We start from the raw sequence: 16743 nt of genomic DNA, 5'->3' as shown, positions 1-16743 counted from the left end.
GATCACCATGCTGTTTCGCCGTTTTGAGCGAATGATCGACATCTTCCGTGAGGCGCCGGGCGGGGAGCCGCCTGACAAAGTCTTTCCTTTCTATCTCTATTATCTGCGCCAGGTCTGGCCGAGTTTTGCGGTATTGCTGGTGGTCGGGCTGGTAGCGTCGTTGATTGAAGTGTCGCTGTTCAGCTACCTCAGCCAGATTATCGATCTCACCAAAGACACGCCACCGGGCAGTTTTTTCTCCGAGCACATGGGGGAACTCCTGTGGATGGCGGCGGTGGCGATGATCCTGCGGCCGGTGTTTTTCGGGCTGAATGATTTGCTGGTACATCAGACGCTGACGCCCGGTATGACCAGCATGATCCGCTGGCAAAACCATAAATATGTGCTGAAGCAGAGCCTGAACTTTTTTCAGAGTGATTTCGCCGGGCGCATCGCCCAGCGCATCATGCAGACCGGCAGCTCGCTGCGCGATTCCGCAGTCCAGATGGTGGATGCCATCTGGCACGTGGTGATCTACGCCGCCAGCGCACTGTTTTTGTTTGCCGAAGCTGACTGGCGGCTGATGATCCCGCTGATTATCTGGATATTCTGTTACGCGATTTGCCTGTGGTTTTTTGTGCCTCGGGTGAAGCAGCGCTCGGTCGAGTCTTCTGAAGCGCGCTCGAAGCTGATGGGCTGTATCGTTGACGGCTACACCAATATCTCGACGCTAAAGCTGTTCGCACACACCGATCTGGAGCAGCAATATGCGCGTGAGGCCATCACCGAACAGACGTATAAAACGCAGCTCGCCGGGCGGCTGTTAACCGGTATGGCGTTCGCCATTACCACGCTGAACGGTCTGCTGATTGTCAGCAGTACCGGGCTGGCCTTGTGGTTATGGACGCAGTCACTGATAAGCGTCGGGGCGATTGCGCTGGCGACCGGTCTGGTTATCCGTATCGTGAATATGTCTGGCTGGATCATGTGGGTGGTGAACGGGATTTTCGAGAACATTGGTACGGTTCAGGACGGTCTGCACACCATCGCGCAGCCGCTGACCGTGACCGATAAACCACAGGCGAAAGGGCTGAGGGTGGATCAGGGGGCGATCCACTTTGATCACATCGATTTCAACTACGGCAAAGGTGCACGGGTGATCCAGAATCTGGATCTGGCGATCCGCCCCGGTGAGAAGATCGGTCTGATCGGCCCTTCCGGCGCGGGGAAATCCACGCTGGTGAACCTGCTGTTACGGCTCTACGACATCGACGGCGGGCGCATTCTGATTGATCAGCAGGACATTGCCGGGGTCACGCAGCAGAGCCTGCGCGCGCAAATCGGCATGATTACGCAGGACACTTCGCTGCTGCACCGTTCAATCCGCGATAACCTGCTTTACGGCAGGCCGGGCGCCACCGATGAGGAGTTGCAGCTGGCGATCCGTCAGGCGCGTGCCGATGAATTTATACCGCAACTGTATGATTCACAGGGCAGAACCGGGCTGGATGCGCATGTCGGTGAACGCGGCGTGAAACTCTCCGGCGGTCAGCGTCAGCGTATTGCCATCGCCCGCGTGTTACTGAAAAACGCACCGATCCTGATCATGGATGAAGCGACATCGGCGCTGGATTCAGAAGTCGAAGCAGCAATTCAGGAAAGTCTCGAGACGCTGATGGGTGGTAAAACGGTGATTGCCATCGCTCACCGCTTATCGACCATCGCCAAAATGGACCGTCTGGTGGTGCTGGAAAAAGGGCAGATTGTCGAGGTGGGTAATCACGCCGAACTGCTGGCGCACGGCGGCCTGTACGCGCGCTTGTGGCAACATCAGACCGGCGGATTTGTCGGGATGGATTAAGGCTCTATGCGTGCCGGTACGGCAGCACCTCACGGGCTTCATCGGCCCAGCGCTGCACGCCGGCACGTTCTTCCACTAAAAAATCTTCCACGGCATCGCGTAAACCCGGATGCCGTAAATAGTGCCACGAGTCGGTGATGACCGGTTCAAAGCCGCGCAGCAGTTTGTGTTCGCCCTGTGCGCCCGCGTCAAAGCGCGCCAGCCCGCTGGCAATCGCGTATTCCATACCCTGATAAAAACAGGTTTCGAAGTGCAACCGGTCAAACTCTGCCACGCAGCCCCAGTAGCGGCCATAAAAGGTATCGCCGCTGATCAGGCTGAAGGCCATCGCCACGTCACGACCGTTTTGCTGCGCGACAACAAGACGGATCGCCTCCGGCATTCTTTCCGCCAGCAGGCTGAAGAAAGCGCGGGTCAGATACGGCGACTGGCCGCGCACGGCGTAAGTATTGCTGTAGCAGCTGTAGACAAAATCCCACTGCGCTTCAGTCACGTCGGTGCCTTTCAGCCAGATAAACTCGATGCCCTGTGCCGCCACCTGTTCGCGCTCCTTGCGGAACTGTTTACGTTTACGCGAGGTGAGGGCGTCGAGGTAATCCTGAAAATCACGATAACCGCGGTTCTGCCAGTGATACTGCAAGCCCTGCCGGTGCTGCCAGACGGCTTCACTGCCGATCAGCCGGTTGGCGCGTTCATCGGTGAAATTGATGTGCGCGCCGGTCAGGCCGTTTTCCACCAGATACTCCGGCAACGCCTGCAACAAACTCATGGCAGCAGATTCATCGCCCAGCAACCGGGCGCCCGTTACCGGGCTGAACGGCACCGCGCCCAGCCATTTCGGATAATAGGCGATGCCCGAACGCTGACAGGCATCCGCCCAGCCCTGATCGAACACGTATTCGCCGTAAGAATGACGTTTACGGTAACCGGGAATGGCGGCGCGGATGTCGCCATTTTCCTGCCACAGCAGATGTTCAGGACGCCAGCCGGAATGTGGCCCCAGGCTGCCGCTGTCTTCCAGCGCAGATAAAAATGCATGGCTGAGGAAAGGCTGTTGCGCAGGCACCAGCGCATCCCACTGTGCGGCAGGCAAATCAGCCAGACGGCTCAACGTGATAACAGGCATGAAATATTCTCGTTGTGGCATTGAAGGAGAAAGCGCTTAAGTGTCGTTCAGGCAGGGAAATAATGTCGGCTGAAAGGTGCGGAGGAAAAAATAAAAATGCTTAACCCGCTGATTTATAATACGGAACCTATTGGGATAGATTCCGTATTATTATCCGGCAAGCCGATATGCCGGATTTTTTAATTAACTGGCCCTGACTTCAGGATTATCTGAAAGTGAAATAAAGGTGCTGCTCTTCGCATCAAATGCATCAATACACCCGGATTCAATATCATAAACCCAGCCGTGCAGGGTAACCTGACCTTTCGCCAGCGCGACCGCAACGCAAGGGTGCGTGCGCAGGTTACTCAGCTGGGCAACCACGTTCTGATGCACCATTCCGTTGACGCGCGCTTCAGGGGATTCGTGCTCAGAGGCTTCGTTGATGGCTTTCGCCGCATCGGAATAACGCAGCCAGTGGGCGACCGCGGGCATGTGATCCAGACAGGTGCAGTTGGCGATTGCGCTCATCGCGCCACAGTTGGAGTGCCCGCAGATAACGATATCTTTCACGCCGAGCGCCATCACAGCGTACTCCACCGTTGCCGATACGCCGCCCGGTTCCGGCCCGAAGGGTGGCACAATATTACCGGCATTACGGATAACAAACAGTTCGCCCGGTTCACGCTGGGTCACTAATTCCGGCACTAAACGGCTGTCAGAACAGGATATAAACAGGGTCTTAGGATTTTGGTTTAAAGCGAGTTGTTTGAATAACTTAGAGCGTTGCGGAAACGCTTCTTTCTGGAATCTGAGAAAACCTTCAATAACGTCTTTCATAGGGGGAATTCCATGTATTTCAATGCCAGTGAGTCTGCCATGAAAAAAAAGGCAGATCAATCAGACGGAATATCATCACTATTTGCAGGGAAATAAGAGAAAGCAAAATAATATAATTCACCGGCGATAAGCATTTCACATTCCCTTTTTTTAATGCCATACCTTTATGTCAGTCTTATCCGTCCCCATATTTCCTCTACCCCCTGAGTGAAGGAGTCTGTATGACAATCGAATACGCTATTTTTGGTGGCGGCTGTTTCTGGTGTACGGAAGCAGTGTTCAAAGACGTCATCGGCGTGGAGTCGGTGGAAAGTGTTTACACCGGCGGGCGTCGTCCTAACCCGAACTATGAGCAGGTGTGCACCGGCACCACCGGCCATGCGGAGGCCATCCGCGTGGGATTTGACCCGGAAAAACTGAGCTACGGCGATCTGCTGGATATCCACTTTGTGACGCACGATCCGACCCAGCTTAACCGCCAGGGCAACGACGTCGGCACGCAGTACCGTTCGGCGATTTTCCCGGCCAACGAGCAGCAAAAAGCCGAGGCGGAAGCCGCCATACTGCGCGCGCAGCACGATCACAGTGATCCGATTGTGACCAGCATCGAACCGCTGGGTGAGGTGTACGTGGCCGAAGGCTATCACCAGAATTACTGGGATGGCGCGGGGCAGCAGAACCGTTACTGCATGGCGGTGATCCCACCGAAACTGCAAAAATTACGCAAGAGCTTTGCGCAGCGAACGAAATCGCTGAACCCGTAAGGTGGCCAGACGTATGAATGTAAAAAGCCAGAACCTGAGTTCTGGCTTTTTTGTCTCAAAATCCGTATCGGATCGCATCCTTACTTTGTTGCATCAGCGCGTCAATTTTCTGCGAATACGTCTCCAGCCCTTTGCCATCTCCGGCCTCTGAGCACTCACGCCGCCGCGCGTTATAGGCCTTCATCAGTTGCGCCTGCGCAAAGCCAGGCTTGCCGTAACAGGCCATGCTCTGCTCCCAGCAGGCGATCGCCGCCTCCAGTTCCTGCTGTTCCTGATACTGTTTTCCCAGCTCGTTGAGCGCTTTGGCCGACTCCTGCGGCGGCAGCTGTTGCGCTAAAATTTGCTCAATACGTGTATCCATAAAGATGACCTCCGCGCGGTTAATGGAAGAAGTTGAGAATATGACCAAACACCAGCCCGACGCTGATGACATCCGAATCGCTGAATGTCACGTTCGAGAAGCCGAATTTGCCCAGCAGAGGCAGCAGCAGCGCCGGAAGTAAGGTGATAAACAGGCCGTGGAAGATACCGCCGATAATCGCCCCGCGACGTCCGCCGACGGCGTTACCAAAGATGCCCGCCGTGCCGCCTGCGAAGAAGTTGGTCAGCATGCCCGGTAAAATCATCGCGAGTCCCAGGCTTGGAAACAGGAACATGCCGATGACCGAACCGATGGTGGTGGAGATAAACCCGATGATCACCGCGTTAGGGGCGTAAGGGAAAAGCACCGGGCAATCGAGCGCCGGAATGGCGTTCGGCACGATGCGCAGGGCGATCCCGCGAAAAGCCGGGACGATTTCTGCCAGCAACAGACGCACCCCGGAGAGCAGAACATACACACCCACCACAAACTGAACCGATTGCAGGAAGGAATAGACCAGATAATTGACGTTATTGGCGAAAGGCGCGACAACTTCCGGGCCTGCGGCGACGGCGGGGATCAGATAAATCGGGATCATCACCACCATCATCGACAGATAAGTGTCCTGCAGGAATGAGAGGGACTGCGGCAGCTCAAAATCTTCGGTGCTCTTACTGACGTCGCCGGTGATTTTCGCCACACCCGCCTGCACGATATAGCCGATGGTGCAGAAATGGCCGAGCGCAAAATCATCGGAACCGGTAATTTTGCGCACAATCGGTTGTGCCAGTACCGGCATACCGACCGCCATCACCCCGGCGATTACCCCACCGGTTACGATCAGCTCCACACCGCGCAGGCCACCCATATAACCGATGACCGAACAGACGGTCGCCATCCACAAGGAGGCCTGGCCGGTCAGGAAGATATATTTAAAGCGGGTCAGGCGGGCAATCAGGATGTTGACGATAAACGCCAGCACCATAATTAAGGCGGTTTCACGCCCGAGCGTCTGCTGGGCGATCCCGGCAATCGAACCGACGTCAGTCACGATGCCGCGCATATGGAAACCTTTCTGGAATATTTCGCCCAAAAAAGTCAGCGCATTAACAATAATGCTCGCCCCGGAAAGGAGGACTAAAAATCCCAGCAGCGTTTTCAGTGTGCCGGTAATAATTTGTCCGGGACTTTTTTTCAATGCGATCAAGCCAATCATCGCAATCAGCGATATTAATATTGATGCCTGGCCTAATACATCATTAACAATAAAGTGAAGGAAAGACATAAGCGTCCCCTGTAGTAGAGATGTAGAGTTGTTCTATTGGATGATATTATTTTTTATTATTAGATAGCCAGATGACCCATTTCCTGAAGAACGGGTGTCAGTTTGCTTTTTATTTCATTTTTATCCACCAGCCTTTTCAGGTAAATAATATTGGCTTTGATGGTGTAATGCTGGAATTGTGATCTGAAGTTTTCGCCGGTCATAATAATATCTGCCCGGGTAGAGGTGGCACTGGAAATATCACAATGTGATAAATCGGCTTCGACACCTAAATCTTTTAATGCGGCTTCGATACTCATTTCACAGGCAAAACTACTGCCCAGACCTGCGCCGCAGACTGCAAGGATAGATAACTTTTTCATAAGACTCCCTTACGCATTTTGTAGGTGATGATTGTTGTAGAGGATGAATATCGGTTGATGGTCATCTCTCTTCACTTCACGTTTAAAACTGCCGGATAATCTCTAAGGCTTCCTGCGTGTTCTTACTCTCTTTCAGTTTTTTCGCGGCCTCGTCGTCGCAGAAAAGATGAGAGAGACTGGCAATCATTTCTATGTGCGAATGGCTGTCCACGGCGGCCAGCGCGAAAATAACGTACACCGGATCGTTATCTTCACTGCCGAACTCGACGCCTTGTGAAACAATCACCAGCGACAGCGCCGTGCGGTTGACGCCCTCTTCGGGCCGGGCGTGCGGCATAGCAATGCCTTCGCCCAACACATAATAAGGACCGATTTCCCGGTGCATATCATATATAGCCTGAAGATAACGACTTTCCGCCGCACCGGAATCAATTAACGGTTGCACCGCTAACGCGACGGCACTTTTCCAGTCTTCTGTTTTCGGAATTATCTTGGTGTTATTTTCATTAATCCAGTCGCTTAACATAATACCTCTTTACATGAATAGGGGCTTTTCTCAGTATGATATTTAATTTAAATAAAAACTGTGATCTGTCCAGTTCTATTGGTGACTAAATAAAGCTTTTCATTTATCCAAGATAAGAATGTAAAACGATGTGTCGGAATTAATGTCTGTGACAATAAAACACGTCATGTTTTTTGTTCAGTAACGTAATATTTCCCTTTCCGGTTTATTGTGTTTGGGTATGAAATGAATTTGTTATCCATTCGTGAATAACAACAATATTTACAGGTCTATTCTCATCAACATTATTTTGATCCACAGAATATACCGGTCCTAATGCCATTGGCTGCGCATTTCCTGCAAGAATTTTTAATTCGGGAATATATTCTGCCCCGACATGTCCCGCTAAGCGTTCGCCCACTCGCGAGGCAAAACGTTCCGCGACCCGTTCTGCATCAATCTGGCACCAGATTTCCAGTACCTGTGTCACGCCAGCCTGCTGCAAATAGGTGTGCAACACGTCTTTTGGCTGGAAACCAAACCAGGCATCGACAATAAATGTGCTGCCGTCCGGCGCGCCTGCGACGATATCCCAGATCACCTGATAACTGGCCTGACCCAGTACGCGGTTAAACGGGCGATCGACATTTTGCAGCCGCTGTAAAAACGGGTTTTTAATGCCATCGAGCGACAACTGCAACCAGCCACTCTGTTCAGAAAGCTCAACGGCGAGCCGGCTTTTACCCGATGCGGGGATCCCGTTAACCAGGATAACGCGTTTACCGGTAAAGCCATTTCGTGCGGCGCTTCTGTTTTCAGACATGTTCCACCTGTTCAGTTTTATGAGGTACCGGAGCCTGGAAGTATTGCTGGATCACGGCCTGAAGTTCGTTCAGACGCGGTACTGCAAGGGATTCGAGGCGGGATTTGGTCGCGCTGCGGTCAAGAGAAATGCAGTCTTTCCACAATGAACGCCCTGCTATAACGCCCGATGCGCCTTCACTCATGGCATCCGCCACTTGTTTGAGGAAGGTGGAATGATCAACTCCGGCGGAAAGCACCGCCCATGGCACGTCGCCGGCGAGTTCAGTGATGTCGGCACAGGCTTGTTTCGAGCCAGGATAAGGCAGTTTCAGCACCTTCGCACCGCACTCCAGGCAAATCTTAGTGCCGCCATAGATCAGTGAAGGGACTTTTTCTTTATATTCTTCCTCGGTTTCGTTGTCGAGTTTATAGGTCAGGAACTCCACCACCAGCAGCAGGTCTTCGCGGGCAAAATCTTCGATGCACTGATGCAGAATTTCAATGTTATGGCGGTTGGCTTCTTCCTGATCATCGCGCAGGTAGACCATGATTTTGCCGCCTGTGGCGCCCAGTTCACGCACGCGGCGGGCATCGACATTGGCCACCAGGCGGGACAGACGGTAGCCTTCCGGTGAATTATCCCAGCCCGACGCGTCAAGGCCGATCAGCAGGGCAGTATCGCGGGCAATAATGCCGTCATCCACCAGTTGCGGCACGGCGCAGACCGGATCGACCAGCACGCAGGAGGCTTTGCTGGCGAGGTATTGGGTGATGTCGGCTTTAATCAGCCCGAGTTCGTGTTCTGAAATGGCGGATTGTTGCTGCGGGTCGCTGGCCAGCAGGCTGCGCATGGCACCGCGCTGGTCACAGGCGATCACCAGCATCGCGCCATTCTTGCCACAAATTTGCTGATAGCTGCGTAATTCTGAAGTAGACATTTTTGACATGGAACTCTCCTTTGCGTGAAATTTATTACAGATGAAAAAATCTCGATTACACTGGACGTTCTGTCTTTAGCCCCCTGATGAAAAGGGGCGGAAAGTCGCGTAACACGCCGGTTTGCAAGGGTTGAAGCACGATCCGGTACATTGCATTTTTACAGGTGTTGCGCAATAATCCCTCAATCGACAATTTGAGTGTAATTCATTACTGAAAGGAATTTCAAGCTGAAAGAGCCAATTTTGCAAGATATTGCAGCAACGCGCGCCATGATGCATTTAGTGGCTAAGCTGCATTACGAGTCTGATATGTCTCAGGTGGAGATTGCTCGCAAGCTGGATGTGTCGACGGCCACCATCTCAAGATTGCTCAATAAGGCCCGTGCGGCGGGCATCGTGCGCATCGAAGTGGTGGGATTATCTTCGCCGGAAGACATGACATCAGACCTGGTTAAGCGCCTCGGATTGAAGCAGGCCTATGTGGTCGATGCGCCGCCGGGGAATGTGCTCGGTGCGCTGTCAACGCCGCTGGCCTCGCTGCTTCAGGACGCCGGATTAGGTGCCGGCTCGGTGCTGGGCATCGGCTGGGGAAGGGCGGTGCGCGAAGTGACGCTGGCCGGTATGCCGCGTCTGCCGGGGATCATGACCGTGGCGCTGAACGGCGGGATGCAACAGTCTGCACCGCATTTTCAGATCACCGAGTTCGTCCGCCGCGCGGCGGAACAGATGGAAGGCACACCGTACTTTTTACATGCGCCTTATCTCTCCTCGGCACCTTTGCGTGATGCCTTTCTCGCTGACCGCAGCGTGCAGGAAATCATTTCGCTGTGGGATAAGCTGGACGCAGCGATCGTCGGCATCGGGCTGACCCACACGCCGAAACCGAGCGAATCCACCACTGCCACGCCGGGCGAACAGGCGCTGAGTGATGCCGCGGGTGACGTGCTGCGCCACTACTTCACGGAATCCGGTGAATTATTACACTGGGAAGGTGAGGAGCGGATGATTGCGGCTTCGGTTGAACAGTTGCGCAAAACGCCACTGACCATCGGCGTCGCCGCCACGCCGGAAAAAGCCGCCGGAATTATCGGCGCGGTGCGTTCGGGCATGATCAATTCATTAGTGACAGACGTGAATACCGCGCAGGCGATCCTGGATAAACTGCCGGTGGCATGACGGCTTGTTTTTGAATATGACCAAAAGAAAAAGGCATTCCGTGACGGGAATGCCTTTTCGTTTTCCCCACGCTTTAAAATAAATCCGAGTGCCATCCTGAGTACTGAATGTGCTCATTTTTATCTTTCCTCCGCAATGGTTTGGCAGGTTTTAAACGGGTCATGTGTCATGTTGAAAATACTATGAGGTGCCAGGGGTAAAGAGTGATGACAGGTTATCTTTAACGTGTCGTTAAAAAATTTTGTTGTACCTATAGATATGAAAATAAGAGGTTTTTTTGCTCTTTACAGAAAGGAATGTCTGTCAAAAAAATCTGAACAAGTTGCCAAATTCTTTCCGCTATCTGCTTTTACACTCCTGCCCTATTGTTAATTCCAGCAGCACAACAACACAACATTAAATACAAACACACAACCCAACAATGCACTCTGAGAGGAAATGAAAATGTCTAAATTCGATCTGCTGGACCCACAGAATTCCACCCTGATTTTCATCGACCATCAGCCACAGATGTCATTCGGCGTTGCGAATATTGATCGCCAGCAGCTTAAAAATAATACGGTCGCTCTCGCCAAAGCGGGCAAAGTTTTTAACGTGCCGGTGATTTACACCTCGGTCGAAACGGAAAGCTTCAGCGGTTATATCTGGCCGGAATTACTGGCGGTGCACCCTGATGTGAAACCTGTCGAACGTACCTCAATGAATTCCTGGGAAGACGCGGCCTTCGTGAAGGCCGTTGAAGCGACAGGGCGCAAAAAACTGATTATCTCCGCCCTCTGGACCGAAGTGTGTCTGACTTTCCCGGCGCTGATGGCGCTGAAAGAAGGGTATGAAGTGTATGTGGTGACCGACACCTCCGGCGGTACCAGCGTGGATGCCCATGAACGCGCCATCGACCGTATGGTGCAGGCCGGTGCGGTGCCGGTGACCTGGCAGCAGGTTCTGCTCGAATACCAGCGCGACTGGTCACGCAAAGAAACCTACGACGCCGTTATGGATCTGGTGCGTGAACACAGCGGTGCCTACGGCATGGGCGTCGACTATGCCTACACGATGGTGCACAAAGCGCCACAGCGTCAGGGGTAATTCTGGTATGACAGCCCGGTTATTCCGGGCTATAAACGGTGCTCAGCCCGTCGAAGTTCTGCAAATTCTCACGCCACCACATGGCGGCGTTACCGGTGGCATTGTCGTTCCAGGCCATAAACGCCTGGTCGCGCCGGGGTTCGGTATCGAGACGACGCTCAACCAGCGCACCGCTTTCCAGATGCGGTGCGGCCAGATAACGCGGCAGATAGCCGCAACCCAGCCCGGCAATTTGTGCATGCACTTTGGCGTTAAAGTCATGCACGCTCAGCATTTTCTGCTCATCAAGCACGCGTAAATCAGCGCCTGCGCCGTGGCGGGAGGTGTCGTGAACGACAACGGCGCGATACTGGCGGATGTGTTCACGCACCAGCGGTTCCGGCATTGCGGCGAGCGGGTGGTGGGGCGCAACGGCAAACACATATTCCAGCCAGCCGATGGCGCGATATTCGATACCGCTGCGGGTTAACGGTTCCTGCACGGCGCCAAAGACAATGTCGGCTTCGCCATAACTGAGCGCTTCCCAGCAACCGGCGAGCACGTCGTGGCGAAACAACAATTGGGTATGCTGATGCTCGGCGTAAAACCGGTCGATCAGGGGGGCAAGCAGCGCAAAGGGAACGGAGGCATCAACGCTGAGGGTCAGTTTGCTTTCCCACCCGCTTTCGACGTACTGCGCCTGTTGTTCCAGCTCACTGACGGCGCGCAGCAGCACGCGGCCTTTTTCGAGCATCAGACGGCCGGTGGGAGTGAATGTCGCGCGATGACCTGAGCGGTCCAGCAGTTTGATGTTCAGATCACTTTCCATCTTCTGCACGGTATAACTCAGTGCCGACGCGGTTTTAAACAGTCTGGCCGCGGCGGCCGCAAAGGTGCCGTGTCTGTCCAGCGCATCCAGGATCAGCAGCGCTTCAAGGCTTAATCGCATTATTTTTCCCACCCCAAAAATTGTTTAACAACACCCCAAAATATTTTCGTTATCAATGAGGGTGCTGGTTTCGTATCGTTTATGAATATAACGCAACATTCAGTTAACCAGAACAACGGTGAATGAGAAGGAATATCCGATGACCTATCCGCATCAACCTGACCACATGACTCTGGTGATCACCCACGGCGTACAGCGGGATAAGCTCGCAGACTATGAATGCTGGCTGGAGACGCTGAAGACGGATGCGGCGAGGTTTCCCGGTTATCAGAATGTGAACATCCTGCGGCCGGTTCACGGTGAAACCATCTACACCCTGCTCGTGCGCTTCGATAACATTGATAATTTGTATCAGTGGATACACTCCGATCAGCGCGAAATCCGTGAGGCCACCTTAGCCAACTTACTGAGAGGACAGGAATATATTGAGATGCGCACACAGGCGTAATGTTTCGTCGCCCGAAATTTACACATTGTTTGCCCTGCAAAGGTTGAAGACTGTATAAAACGCCAGTATGATTCGGCTGTTTTTTATACGCTGTCGTTATCAGAGAAAAGTCATCACAGAAAGCAGGTCAGCCATTTTGTGGAATCCCGAAAAAGAGCTTTTTACCGAGCTTTATCAATACCCTGAACATCTTCGTCATACGTTGGAAAATTTACCCAGCAGCAGCGGTGTCTATATTTTCTATGGTGACGACAACGCTTTTCCGCTGTATATCGGCAAGAGTGTGAATATCCGCAGCCGCGTGATGTCGCATTTTCGTAATCCTGCCGAAGCCAAGTTGCTCCACATGACCCGCGATATCGATTATGTGAAAACCATCGGCGAAGTCGGGGCGTTATTGCTGGAATCGGATCTGATCAAAACCCGGCGTCCGCTGTTTAATAAACGTCTGCGCACCGCCCGCAAGCTCTGTTCGATCCGGCTTGAGGCGCTAAGCGCGAGTATCGTGTTCAGCAACGAAGTGGATTTCTCGCACAGTGACGATTTGTTCGGCTTGTTTAAAACCAAGATGTCGGCGGTCGAAAAAATCCGTGATATCGCCGATCAGGAAAAGCTGTGTTACGGCGCGCTGGGGCTGGAAAAGCTGACAAAAAACCGCGCGTGCTTCCGCTATTCACTGGGGAAATGTGCCGGTGTCTGTTGTGGAAAAGAATCCCCGCAGGCGCATCAGGCGCGTCTCAGAGAGGCGCTCAGCGCCCTGAAAATCCGCAGCTGGCCCTATCCTGGCCGGATTGCTATTGCCGAAGAAGCCAATGGCGTAACCGATTATCACGTCATCAATCACTGGTTTTATCTGGGGACGGTGCAAACGCTGGAGGCGGCAAAAGCCTTTGACATGGCCGTTCCGCATTTCGACCGCGACAGTTATAAAATCCTGTGCAAGCCGCTGTTCGAGGCGGACAGTTCGAAGGTGATTTTGCTGGATTAACGGCAACAAAAAAAGGCTTCCGATCCGCAGATCTGAAGCCTTTTTACTGCATCGCGTTAGCGTCGCAAGGGCGCGAATTAACGCATAGTCACAAACTCTTCCGCACCGGTCGGGTGGATAGCGACGGTGTTGTCGAAGTCTTTCTTGGTCGCGCCCATTTTCAGTGCAACCGCGAAGCCCTGCAACATTTCGTCCATGCCATAACCGATACCATGGATGCCGACGATTTTCTCTTCCGCACCCACGCACACCAGTTTCATGCGGCACGGCTGACGGTGCTGCGTAACGGCGGTGTACATGGCGGTGAACTGAGATTTATACACTTTCACGTTCTCTTCGCCGAACTGCTCTTTCGCTTGCGGTTCGGTCAGGCCGACCGTGCCGATTGGCGGGTGGCTGAACACGACGGTGGCGATGTTGCTGTAATCCAGATGCTCGTCAGGTTTGTTGTTAAACAGACGTTCAGACAGACGACGACCTGCGGCAACGGCAACCGGGGTCAGTTCAACCGCACCGGTGTTATCGCCCACGGCGTAAATCCCTTTTACGCTGGTGTTCTGGAATTTATCGACGACGATATACCCTTTTTCGTTGGTTTTCACACCCGTCGCTTTCAGGTTGAAGTTGTCGGTTTCCGGTTCGCGGCCAATCGCCCAGACCAGGCTGTCGACTTCAAATTCCTGACCGTTTTCCAGTTTCAGCGTCAGGCTGCCGTCGGCATTTTTCACCACTTCTTTCGGAATGGATTCTTTATGCAGCGCCGGGCCTTCGGCTTCCATCACTTCAACCAGCGTATCGACCATCAGCGGATCGAAAGTACGCAGCGGCGCGTGTTTACGCACGAACAGGTGAGTTTCAGCACCCAGGCCGTTCATCACACCGGCGATTTCTACCGCAATGTAACCCGCGCCGACGACGGCAACGCGTTTTGGCATTTCCGTCAGATCAAAGAAACCGTCGGAATCGATGCCGTATTCTGCACCCGGTATATTTGGGTGGCTCGGGCGACCGCCGGTGGCGATCAGGATGTGATCCGCGGTGATCTTCTCGCCGTTCACTTCCACGGTATGATCGTCAACGAAACGCGCGAAACCTTTGATCACGTCAACGTTGTTTTTGCCCAGCACGTTATCGTACGAGGTGTGGATACGGTCGATGTAGGCGGTACGGTTGGCGACCAGCGTTTTCCAGTTAAAGCTGTTAACGGTGGTATCGAAGCCATAGTCCGGGCCGTAGTTGCGGATCGCTTCAGCGATTTGCGCGGCGTGCCACATGACTTTTTTCGGGACACAACCCACGTTGACACACGTGCCGCCCAGCTCTTTAGCTTCGATCAGCGCACATTTTTTCCCATACATGGCTGCACGGTTGATTGATGCGATACCGCCGCTGCCGCCGCCAATTGCCAGATAGTCATAATGTTTGGTCATCGGATTTTCCATGAGTTGTCAAAAATGAAGAACGCCATACCGGCGTCGCTAATCTTAAAAATTGCTGTGAGTTTAGCGCGTGAATGCGTTTTGTCGCAAAGTTTGGATCGATGGCTGCAATAGGTTTGATAGCCGGGACCTTAGAAAAAGGTCCCGGCGAAGGGCAATTCTTTACTTACTCAGGCACAACCCATTTGACCGTCGTGTGACCGGTACCGGAAGGGACCAGCACTTTCAGCAGCCACGGCAGCACGTTGTTCATCTGCTGCTCGAGCTTCCACGGCGGATTGATGACGATCATGCCGGAAGCCGTCATACCGCGCTGATCGCTGTCCGGGCGCACGCCCAGCTCGATTTGCAGGATGCGGCGGATGCCGGTCGCTTCAAGATCACGCAGCATTTTCTTGATCTGCTGGCGCATGACCACCGGGTACCACAGCGCGTAAGTGCCGGTGGCAAAGCGCTTGTGGCCTTCCTGAATGCCTTTCACCACGTCCTGATAATCTGTTTTCAGTTCGTACGGCGGATCCATCAGGATAAAGCCACGGCGCGACAGCGGAGGCAACTGGGCTTTCAGCTGCTGGTAGCCATCGCTGCGCGAAACGCGGGTGCGGTCATCTTTCTGGAATTCACTGCGCAGCAGCGGGAAATCGCTCGGGTGCAGCTCGGTGAGTTGCAGTTTGTCTTCTTCGCGCAGCAGCTGACGGGCAATCAGCGGTGAACCCGGATAATAACGCAGGCTTTCGTTGCGGTTGAAGTGGTTGACGACGGACATATAGGCCGCCAGTTCTTCAGGAATATCATCACGTTGCCAGATGCGCGCAATGCCTTCCAGGTATTCGCCGGTACGTTCGGCGTGTTCGCCGCTCAGCTGATAGCGCCCGGCACCCGCGTGGGTGTCGAGATAAAGGAAGGGTTTTTCTTTTTCTTTCAGAGACTCGATGATCAGGCTCTGAACGGTGTGTTTCAGGACGTCGGCATGGTTGCCAGCGTGAAAACTGTGGCGGTAACTCAGCATAAATATCATGTTCCGGAGTGGCGTATTGGCGACAGTATAAACTGTTTGCCCTCTTCATACTTCACGTTGCAGGCGTGATCTTACTTCCCCACCCAGCTGTTCTTGATTTTGAATTTGTCCGCGCGGTTATAACTGATTGAGTAATTGAAGGTTTTTCCGTCTTCGAGTTTGGTAATGCCCGACACTTTCAGCATTGGCAGGCCGGTTTCACACGCCAGCAGCGCGGAAAGCGTGTCATCAAACAGCGAGGCCTCGATGACGGAGTTATAGAATTTAATTTTCCTGCCGGTTTTATTTTCAATGAATTCATATAACGAGCCATTTTGTAAAACGGACTCAGGAATAATGTCGATGATTGTGCAGGGAATATAGGAATCTTCGATCAGCACCGCAATATTGTCCACCAGCCGGACGCGGCGAATATAATGCACCTCGTCGTCTTCATGAATATCCAGCTGGCTGGCGATATATTCCCCGGCTTTGAGGGTATGCAGGCTGATTAAGCGGCTGGACACTTTCACGTCATCTTTGAATTCACGAGAAAAACCGAGAATAGAATCGCTGGTACCGTTATTGAGCAGATAAACGTTATCCTCAATGACTTTGGTGACGTACATCCCTTTGCCATGAATACGTTCGATAAAGCCCTCCTGTTCCAGCATGTGCATGGCTTTTTGCAATGTCACGCGCGTCACTTCATAACGCAGGGCCAGTTCGCGCTCGGAAGGAATTTTGTCACCGACCCGATACTCTTTATTGAGGATCGCCTGTTTCAGGCTGTTTTTGATATCAATGTAGCGGGCGGCCATGGGCGTAACTTCTTCATGTCAGGGTTTATTTTTGAGCAGTATAGACAGATGCCCCG

Annotated in this window: 17 protein-coding genes and 1 pseudogene; 6 read left to right on the top strand and 12 right to left on the bottom strand. The window is 53.1% G+C overall.

Going from position 1 to position 16743, the window contains the following annotated elements; genetic code table 11:
- Window positions 1-7: 7 nt before the first annotated feature.
- Window positions 8-1840, top strand: a complete 1833-nt coding sequence (locus ACQZQY_RS04135; protein ID WP_056775626.1) for an ABC transporter ATP-binding protein — start codon at window positions 8-10, stop codon at window positions 1838-1840.
- Window positions 1841-1844: 4 nt separating this feature from the next.
- Here the strand turns inward: ACQZQY_RS04135 and ACQZQY_RS04130 are convergent, their stop codons facing one another.
- Window positions 1845-2966 carry a GNAT family N-acetyltransferase gene (locus ACQZQY_RS04130; RefSeq protein WP_431296653.1) on the bottom strand — a complete coding sequence of 374 codons (1122 nt, stop codon included), beginning with the start codon at window positions 2964-2966 and terminating at the stop codon, window positions 1845-1847.
- Window positions 2967-3149: 183 nt separating this feature from the next.
- Window positions 3150-3785 (bottom strand): carbonic anhydrase, encoded by a 636-nt coding sequence (locus tag ACQZQY_RS04125; RefSeq protein WP_056775618.1) that lies wholly within the window; start codon window positions 3783-3785, stop codon window positions 3150-3152.
- A 221-nt stretch (window positions 3786-4006) separates the two neighbouring features.
- On the opposite strand from ACQZQY_RS04125, the gene msrA reads away from it, so the two are divergent.
- Window positions 4007-4549, top strand: a complete 543-nt coding sequence (gene msrA / locus ACQZQY_RS04120; protein ID WP_431296652.1) for a peptide-methionine (S)-S-oxide reductase MsrA — start codon at window positions 4007-4009, stop codon at window positions 4547-4549.
- Between the two features lie 55 nt (window positions 4550-4604).
- Here the strand turns inward: msrA and ACQZQY_RS04115 are convergent, their stop codons facing one another.
- The 6 genes and pseudogenes from ACQZQY_RS04115 to ACQZQY_RS04090 all read right to left on the bottom strand — a co-directional run bounded on the left by ACQZQY_RS04115 (window position 4605) and on the right by ACQZQY_RS04090 (window position 8813).
- Window positions 4605-4910 (bottom strand): hypothetical protein, encoded by a 306-nt coding sequence (locus ACQZQY_RS04115; RefSeq protein ID WP_122097246.1) that lies wholly within the window; start codon window positions 4908-4910, stop codon window positions 4605-4607.
- 40 nt (window positions 4911-4950) lie between these two features.
- A pseudogene (locus tag ACQZQY_RS04110) lies at window positions 4951-6195 on the bottom strand (PTS sugar transporter subunit IIC); the annotation flags it as partial.
- Between the two features lie 59 nt (window positions 6196-6254).
- Entirely contained in the window at window positions 6255-6557 is a 303-nt protein-coding gene (locus ACQZQY_RS04105; protein WP_056775602.1) for a PTS sugar transporter subunit IIB, read from the bottom strand.
- Window positions 6558-6639: 82 nt separating this feature from the next.
- The gene (locus ACQZQY_RS04100; protein ID WP_056775596.1) at window positions 6640-7083 is read right to left on the bottom strand and encodes a PTS sugar transporter subunit IIA; all 444 of its coding nucleotides are present in this window, start codon (window positions 7081-7083) and stop codon (window positions 6640-6642) included.
- Between the two features lie 205 nt (window positions 7084-7288).
- Window positions 7289-7885, bottom strand: a complete 597-nt coding sequence (locus ACQZQY_RS04095) for an AAA family ATPase (protein ID WP_431296651.1) — start codon at window positions 7883-7885, stop codon at window positions 7289-7291.
- Window positions 7878-8813 carry a tagatose-bisphosphate aldolase gene (locus tag ACQZQY_RS04090; RefSeq protein WP_431296650.1) on the bottom strand — a complete coding sequence of 312 codons (936 nt, stop codon included), beginning with the start codon at window positions 8811-8813 and terminating at the stop codon, window positions 7878-7880. Before ACQZQY_RS04090 ends, ACQZQY_RS04095 begins: the two co-directional genes overlap by 8 nt.
- Window positions 8814-9047: 234 nt before the next feature.
- On the opposite strand from ACQZQY_RS04090, the gene ACQZQY_RS04085 reads away from it, so the two are divergent.
- Both ACQZQY_RS04085 and ACQZQY_RS04080 read left to right on the top strand, forming a co-directional pair.
- Window positions 9048-9980, top strand: coding sequence for a sugar-binding transcriptional regulator (locus ACQZQY_RS04085; protein ID WP_056775589.1), 933 nt, complete (start codon window positions 9048-9050; stop codon window positions 9978-9980).
- Window positions 9981-10424: 444 nt separating this feature from the next.
- Entirely contained in the window at window positions 10425-11066 is a 642-nt protein-coding gene (locus ACQZQY_RS04080; RefSeq protein WP_056775586.1) for a hydrolase, read from the top strand.
- 19 nt (window positions 11067-11085) lie between these two features.
- Here ACQZQY_RS04080 and ACQZQY_RS04075 read toward each other — a convergent pair whose 3' ends face one another.
- Entirely contained in the window at window positions 11086-11994 is a 909-nt protein-coding gene (locus ACQZQY_RS04075; RefSeq protein WP_122097249.1) for a LysR family transcriptional regulator, read from the bottom strand.
- A 139-nt stretch (window positions 11995-12133) separates the two neighbouring features.
- On the opposite strand from ACQZQY_RS04075, the gene ACQZQY_RS04070 reads away from it, so the two are divergent.
- Both ACQZQY_RS04070 and cho read left to right on the top strand, forming a co-directional pair.
- Window positions 12134-12442, top strand: coding sequence for a transporter (locus ACQZQY_RS04070; RefSeq protein ID WP_136376173.1), 309 nt, complete (start codon window positions 12134-12136; stop codon window positions 12440-12442).
- Window positions 12443-12578: 136 nt separating this feature from the next.
- Window positions 12579-13430 (top strand): excinuclease Cho, encoded by an 852-nt coding sequence (gene cho / locus ACQZQY_RS04065; RefSeq protein WP_056777147.1) that lies wholly within the window; start codon window positions 12579-12581, stop codon window positions 13428-13430.
- Between the two features lie 77 nt (window positions 13431-13507).
- On the opposite strand, the gene gorA is transcribed toward cho, so the two are convergent.
- The 3 genes from gorA to ACQZQY_RS04050 form a co-directional block, all read right to left on the bottom strand.
- Complete coding sequence (gorA, locus tag ACQZQY_RS04060) at window positions 13508-14860, bottom strand: glutathione-disulfide reductase (RefSeq protein ID WP_056775578.1); 1353 nt, start codon at window positions 14858-14860, stop codon at window positions 13508-13510.
- A 175-nt stretch (window positions 14861-15035) separates the two neighbouring features.
- Complete coding sequence (locus tag ACQZQY_RS04055; RefSeq protein ID WP_056775575.1) at window positions 15036-15878, bottom strand: 23S rRNA (adenine(2030)-N(6))-methyltransferase RlmJ; 843 nt, start codon at window positions 15876-15878, stop codon at window positions 15036-15038.
- Window positions 15879-15958: 80 nt separating this feature from the next.
- Window positions 15959-16687 (bottom strand): GntR family transcriptional regulator, encoded by a 729-nt coding sequence (locus ACQZQY_RS04050; protein WP_431296649.1) that lies wholly within the window; start codon window positions 16685-16687, stop codon window positions 15959-15961.
- Between the last annotated feature and the right edge of the window lie 56 nt (window positions 16688-16743).

Origin of the sequence: Rahnella sp. PAMC25559, assembly GCF_050632365.1 — a bacterium.
In the GTDB taxonomy this organism is placed as follows: domain Bacteria; phylum Pseudomonadota; class Gammaproteobacteria; order Enterobacterales; family Enterobacteriaceae; genus Rahnella; species Rahnella rivi.
This window is presented reverse-complemented; position numbering and strand designations above follow the sequence as displayed.

Bases quoted from the DNA above. Each gene is read 5' to 3' on its own strand.
- ACQZQY_RS04135 (WP_056775626.1), top strand. From the start codon at position 8: ATGCTGTTTCGCCGTTTTGAGCGAATGATCGACATCTTCCGTGAGGCG.
- ACQZQY_RS04130 (WP_431296653.1), bottom strand. From the start codon at position 2,966: ATGCCTGTTATCACGTTGAGCCGTCTGGCTGATTTGCCTGCCGCACAG.
- ACQZQY_RS04125 (WP_056775618.1), bottom strand. From the start codon at position 3,785: ATGAAAGACGTTATTGAAGGTTTTCTCAGATTCCAGAAAGAAGCGTTT.
- msrA (WP_431296652.1), top strand. From the start codon at position 4,007: ATGACAATCGAATACGCTATTTTTGGTGGCGGCTGTTTCTGGTGTACG.
- ACQZQY_RS04115 (WP_122097246.1), bottom strand. From the start codon at position 4,910: ATGGATACACGTATTGAGCAAATTTTAGCGCAACAGCTGCCGCCGCAG.
- ACQZQY_RS04105 (WP_056775602.1), bottom strand. From the start codon at position 6,557: ATGAAAAAGTTATCTATCCTTGCAGTCTGCGGCGCAGGTCTGGGCAGT.
- ACQZQY_RS04100 (WP_056775596.1), bottom strand. From the start codon at position 7,083: ATGTTAAGCGACTGGATTAATGAAAATAACACCAAGATAATTCCGAAA.
- ACQZQY_RS04095 (WP_431296651.1), bottom strand. From the start codon at position 7,885: ATGTCTGAAAACAGAAGCGCCGCACGAAATGGCTTTACCGGTAAACGC.
- ACQZQY_RS04090 (WP_431296650.1), bottom strand. From the start codon at position 8,813: ATGTCAAAAATGTCTACTTCAGAATTACGCAGCTATCAGCAAATTTGT.
- ACQZQY_RS04080 (WP_056775586.1), top strand. From the start codon at position 10,425: ATGTCTAAATTCGATCTGCTGGACCCACAGAATTCCACCCTGATTTTC.
- ACQZQY_RS04075 (WP_122097249.1), bottom strand. From the start codon at position 11,994: ATGCGATTAAGCCTTGAAGCGCTGCTGATCCTGGATGCGCTGGACAGA.
- ACQZQY_RS04070 (WP_136376173.1), top strand. From the start codon at position 12,134: ATGACCTATCCGCATCAACCTGACCACATGACTCTGGTGATCACCCAC.
- gorA (WP_056775578.1), bottom strand. From the start codon at position 14,860: ATGACCAAACATTATGACTATCTGGCAATTGGCGGCGGCAGCGGCGGT.
- ACQZQY_RS04055 (WP_056775575.1), bottom strand. From the start codon at position 15,878: ATGCTGAGTTACCGCCACAGTTTTCACGCTGGCAACCATGCCGACGTC.
- ACQZQY_RS04050 (WP_431296649.1), bottom strand. From the start codon at position 16,687: ATGGCCGCCCGCTACATTGATATCAAAAACAGCCTGAAACAGGCGATC.